Source organism: Pseudoalteromonas sp. K222D (assembly GCF_017653575.1).
GTDB lineage: Bacteria > Pseudomonadota > Gammaproteobacteria > Enterobacterales > Alteromonadaceae > Pseudoalteromonas > Pseudoalteromonas nigrifaciens.
Genome location: NZ_JAGGDL010000074.1, coordinates 1 through 4,867 on the forward strand (window position 1 = coordinate 1; position 4,867 = coordinate 4,867).

Annotated in this window: 7 protein-coding genes; all 7 read right to left on the reverse strand. The window is 34.4% G+C overall.

All coding sequences use genetic code 11. The features are described 5' to 3' along the window. Nucleotides 1–42: 42 nt before the first annotated feature. Nucleotides 43–276, reverse strand: a complete 234-nt coding sequence (locus J5X91_RS17795) for a hypothetical protein (protein ID WP_208835372.1) — start codon at nt 274–276, stop codon at nt 43–45. Nucleotides 277–401: 125 nt separating this feature from the next. After that, on the reverse strand, nt 402–1,385 hold the full coding sequence (locus J5X91_RS17800; protein WP_208835373.1) for a hypothetical protein: 984 nt from the start codon (nt 1,383–1,385) through the stop codon (nt 402–404). Nucleotides 1,386–1,530: 145 nt separating this feature from the next. After that, a complete protein-coding gene (locus tag J5X91_RS17805; RefSeq protein WP_208835374.1) occupies nt 1,531–2,079 on the reverse strand; it encodes a hypothetical protein in 549 nt (182 codons plus the stop codon). Nucleotides 2,080–2,200: 121 nt separating this feature from the next. Continuing rightward, a complete protein-coding gene (locus J5X91_RS17810) occupies nt 2,201–2,422 on the reverse strand; it encodes a hypothetical protein (RefSeq protein ID WP_208835375.1) in 222 nt (73 codons plus the stop codon). Between the two features lie 122 nt (nt 2,423–2,544). Continuing rightward, complete coding sequence (locus tag J5X91_RS17815) at nt 2,545–3,033, reverse strand: hypothetical protein (RefSeq protein WP_208835376.1); 489 nt, start codon at nt 3,031–3,033, stop codon at nt 2,545–2,547. A 125-nt stretch (nt 3,034–3,158) separates the two neighbouring features. Then, nucleotides 3,159–3,590: a hypothetical protein gene (locus J5X91_RS17820; protein ID WP_208835377.1), complete on the reverse strand. Its 432-nt coding sequence runs from the start codon at nt 3,588–3,590 to the stop codon at nt 3,159–3,161. A gap of 481 nt (nt 3,591–4,071) precedes the next feature. Then, on the reverse strand, nt 4,072–4,764 hold the full coding sequence (locus tag J5X91_RS17825; protein WP_208835378.1) for a hypothetical protein: 693 nt from the start codon (nt 4,762–4,764) through the stop codon (nt 4,072–4,074). Nucleotides 4,765–4,867: the final 103 nt, after the last annotated feature.

Genomic DNA, 4,867 nt, shown 5'->3' on the forward strand with positions numbered 1-4,867 from the left:
TACCTCAGGTTAATATGCTGAGTAAATTATGCATAGGTGCCATTAACATTGGTATGTGGGGCTAATTACGCGCTTACGATCTAATTGAGCAAATGAATCTTCTATTTCTTTATGTTGTAATTTTGCGGCAAGTGCTTGAGTGCCGGCAGCCTCAAAAACTGCACTTAATTTTATAATAAATGACCAATCATCTTCCTTTAGCAAGCCTTGATAGAAGTCGTCAGGCAAACCTAACAATCTTTCTAGTTCACTTACTTCTTTTGACATATCGTCCATTGATTAACCTTACTCGAATGAAACATAACGCCTCGTTAAGCTGATAAAAATAGGGCAGTATTTTTGCGGTCTTTTTTGCAAAAATGATGAACTGTTTTTATTCCGTTTAAACGACTTGTTAGCAATTATTTTTGAATACTCTTCTCATGTTCTTTGATTGCTTCGGCAACTAATTGTTTTTGGCTAGATCTGCGTGAAGAGAGTAATTGCCAAAGGGTTACAAGAACAGAGAAAATAAATGCAGACAATGAAATATATAAGCTTAAATTACTACTATTTAAGTATTGGTTTATCAAGTTATTCTTTACTTTAAGAGAAGACGTTAAGCTAAAAATTTCATCATTAATTTTTTCATATGCTTCCACGGACAAGCTAGAGGAAATGTTTTTAAAATCTCTAATATCCTGTTCGTCCAGCCCATCAAAAGGGTTGATTTTATTATATTCAGATGTCATTGCATCTATTATTTTCAGTTCTTTATTATCAGATTCTACTAATTCCGAGTTCTTTATTAAATGCTTAGATTTAATATCTTCTAGGACCGTAATAAGTGTTAAAGAAGATTTTTCATAGAATAAATGAGGTTTAACTATTGGCCATAACGAATTGGAGTAAACAGAAGATTGTTTGCGATAGACCATTTTTAAATCATCTAATTTAATGTCTTTATTAATCGCATTAGTGATATCTATTTGTAACTCTTCTTTGCTAATAAATTTATCTGAAGTTTGAAATATCAACATAAAAACACTTAGTGTTAATACACTAATACTTGCAACTAACGTAAGCCTTACAAATGAAAAAACATTTTGGCGAATTTTTCTTTTCGCTACATCTTTAGTTATATCATCTACGATCTGTTCAACAATATCATCAGGTACATCGTCATGCCCTTGCTCTACAAACTGCTTTCTAACTTCTTCTTTTAATTCTTTATATGATTTACTGCGCCAGTCTTTAGGGCGTTTTATCTTTATTCCAGAATCTTTTTCTTTATCATCTGCCTCATCAACATTTTCGAATTCAGCATCGACCACGTGATCTTCTTGATTACCATGCACATGTTCTTTTTTTTTATTTATATCGCTAATATTTTCAGTGTTTAACATTAATTTGTAACATCCTTTTAATTCGAGTTCTGCTAAAGATACTTCATTGATTGCTAACGCCCGCATAATGGGCGGATTAGCTTGGCTATAATTAGCGAAGAATGAGCGTCAGCCAAGCGTAAGACGTCCATTATTAATGCGTTTGTTAGGCATTTTTAACTGATAGGTATTCTTGGTATTGTTCTTCCATCTCTTTTTGTATCCATTCTTCTGTTACACCAAATTTTTCCCATACTTTTAAGTAAATAGTGTCAATTAATCGGTCTGTAACTTGAAATAAATAAATCATATCTTGAAGCTCCTTAAGCATAACAACAATGCCATCACTTGTAGGGTCATAAAAGTGAGTAGCATAATCATAGAAGAAATCATGAGCTAGCCAATTACGTTTTTTCAGTGATAGATTGAGCCTTTCTTCTATTTTAATGGGGATTTCAATTTTAGATTTAATTTGATTTAGTAGCCTACCAAAGGTTTGCTTGTTTAAGTGATCATATATATCTGACCACTCTTGCTCTGTTAATGCCGATTCATCAAGTAATCGGTATGCCATAGCAAAGTTGACCATACCTTTTTCTAAGCATTGACCTGTATAGGAAGCTAAGCCATAAAATGCAAATACCTCTTTTTGATCTTTATCTTCAATGGGAGGTATTGGGTTTATATCTTCTATTTCGATATTATCAACGAGCATAATTGACTCACTAAATGCCTAACGCCCAAATAATGGGCAAATATCAGTTGGTTAAAACCAGCGACGCAGGAGCAAAAACCAACTGTTATTTGTCCTGATTTATTTGCTTGTTATGTGTAAATTACACCTTAAGCAATTTTATTTCTTTAACCGTGTTCACGGACATTTTAGCCCATAAGAGAATACCGATAAAACCTAAACCGAGTAAGAAGTAATACTTAATATCGCTTAGTCCATCAGCATACATAAAGATAACAAAGCTGTATCCGAATAAGAGTACTGCAAATAGTGGGATAGTAATTATTGCAGCAAATATTTTGAATTTACGTGATTGACGATCCATCGTAGATACTCTCCTTTACACATAACGCCCAAATAAGGGGCTGATTAATAGTTGGCTAAAATGTGAAGCGGAGCGAAACCTAGCCAACTGTTAGCAGTCCCGCTTAATTTTCTTGTTATATTTCAATAGCTACCACAAGGCAAGAAGTTCTTTATTCTTGTTTGCTCTTCAAATAGCCACGATTCTATTATTTGGCAATTTTCATTAATAAGTTTGAGATCACTTTTATCTAGTAAGTGTGGAATTTTAGTCATTAAAGGCCAAACCCATTTGATGCCATCTATTTCAGTTATACTAAAATTAACTCCATAAGCTTTAGAGTCCGAGTGAGCAACAACTTGATTTCTTAATGTTTTTATAACTCGATTATGCATATCTTTCTGCGAAGGGGTAAAGTGCTTTAAGAAGCCCGTACGCAAGTCCACAGAGTCATTTCCGCTAAAAGGCCTGCTATAAGAGATAATTACAGATTCATGGAATGATCTTTGAATATTTTCATTAATATCAGATTGAGTCGTTTCATTTATCAAGTCTTTCGTATACCTAATATCGATTAAAGACATCATAACCCTCTGGAAATGAATGATTTCATTTTTCTGCCGAGCATCCAATACAACTTCCTTGAAATATAACGCCCGCATAAGCTGCGGAGCATGTTGGACGCTTTTTTGCGCCCTTTTCTTTTAAGCAAAAAATCGGACAATGTGTGACGTCAGATTTAATGCGCTTGTTAGTTTTATATTTTAATAAAACCAGAGTAAGCCCACAAAATGGTGCCCAATATAGATATGTAATAAATATTAACCAACGATTTATATTTATTAGCTATTGCCTCTCGGTGTTCACTATTTGTCTTTTTCGCATATTCTTCTGACACTACGTCAGCCAATGCGCCCTTTACCGTTGGAAGCTCAACCCATTGGTGACCCTTATTTAACACAGGATCCTCGGAGTCTTTTTCGAAGTCAGGGTAGACAGAATGCGTGAATCCTAACAATAGAGAATAGACTGTTAATAATGCACCGAACGCCCCTAACCAATTGAAGTTATTATTACAAAAAGAAAGAGCTAAATGAATTATGCCCAATAAAGAGATGACAACAATAGATCCAAAAGAAAACATTACACTTCTAGAACCAAAAATCCTCAAGAATGTTTTAAAAAGCATATAACTTCCTATAGATATTTTCTCTTACACTCGGATATAGAGTAATAATGAAATAAAACTAACGCTTTGCTAAGGGGCAAATTATTGTTGGTTATAATGCGCGAAGCGCCAACCAACTGTAATTTGTCCGTTTGAGCAACTTGTTATATGCAGCGGTGGTTGTAGCCAAACACTGCACGAATTTAAGTCACCCGTAATATAAAAACCTAGCCGTGAACTTTTACGCTACACACGAAAGGTTGAACAAAATTAATAGCGTTGCCACCTTTGAAAAAGGTAAAAACGGCAATGCTTATTAATGCTGATGCTAACTAGTTTTAGCGGAAAACTACGCACTAGAAAGCACTTTATTTAAAGCTTATTTTTATTAGCATATAACGCCCTGTTAACAGGCAAAAAATAGTTGGTTAAAATTAGCGACGAAGGAGCAAAACCAACTGTTTTTTGTCCTTGTTTAACAGCTTGTTAGGCTTTTTGAGTTCTAGTTAATATTAAATTTTTGTTCGGAAGTCCAAAGACCGTACTTCTTTGGGCTAAGGTCTTCACCTACAGTTAATGTTTCATTTTGATAAGTTATTTCACCTGAATACCTATCACCCAAAACAATTGTTCCAACCGAGTGTAAATGCACTCTTTCTCTAGTGGTAACCCCTTGAGATGATCCCTCTAAAGTATTGTCAGCTCGTAATGATAATAACATTACACTCATGAAAACACCTGACCCACCGCCATGATCTATGCATAAGATCATATGAATCCCAGATGGTGAAGTGCCTATATATTCATAGAAGAAAGATCCTTCACCTTTATTTCGAGTGTAACCAACTAAATTTTTACCATTAACTTTTCGGTGCTCTATTTCAACATTAAACCTGTTACTTTTATTTGCTGAAACTAAATCAATTGAAGAAGTTGTTTCGGATGAATCGCTAATCCAGCCTAGAAGCTCTTCAACAATTCTAGGGTTGACGAATTCCTCTCTTAAAAAGGAAAAGTTTAAGTGCTTCCAATACTGTCCAATATTTTCACTTGCATTGCCAATGTTATAAACAATTTGCTTTGGCGGTTCACTCTCTTTATTTACATATGCCGTACCTACACTACCAATAACAAGGAAAATCCCAGCAATCAATGTAGTTTGGACACCTTCTTTTTGAAAAAACTTTTGAGTCAAGAGAACACCTTACTTGTGAAAAAACCTAACGTCTTAGTATTTATACGTTACGTTGCTTGTATCGTATAAATACTTTGTTGAACGAAGCATGCTCATCATCCAA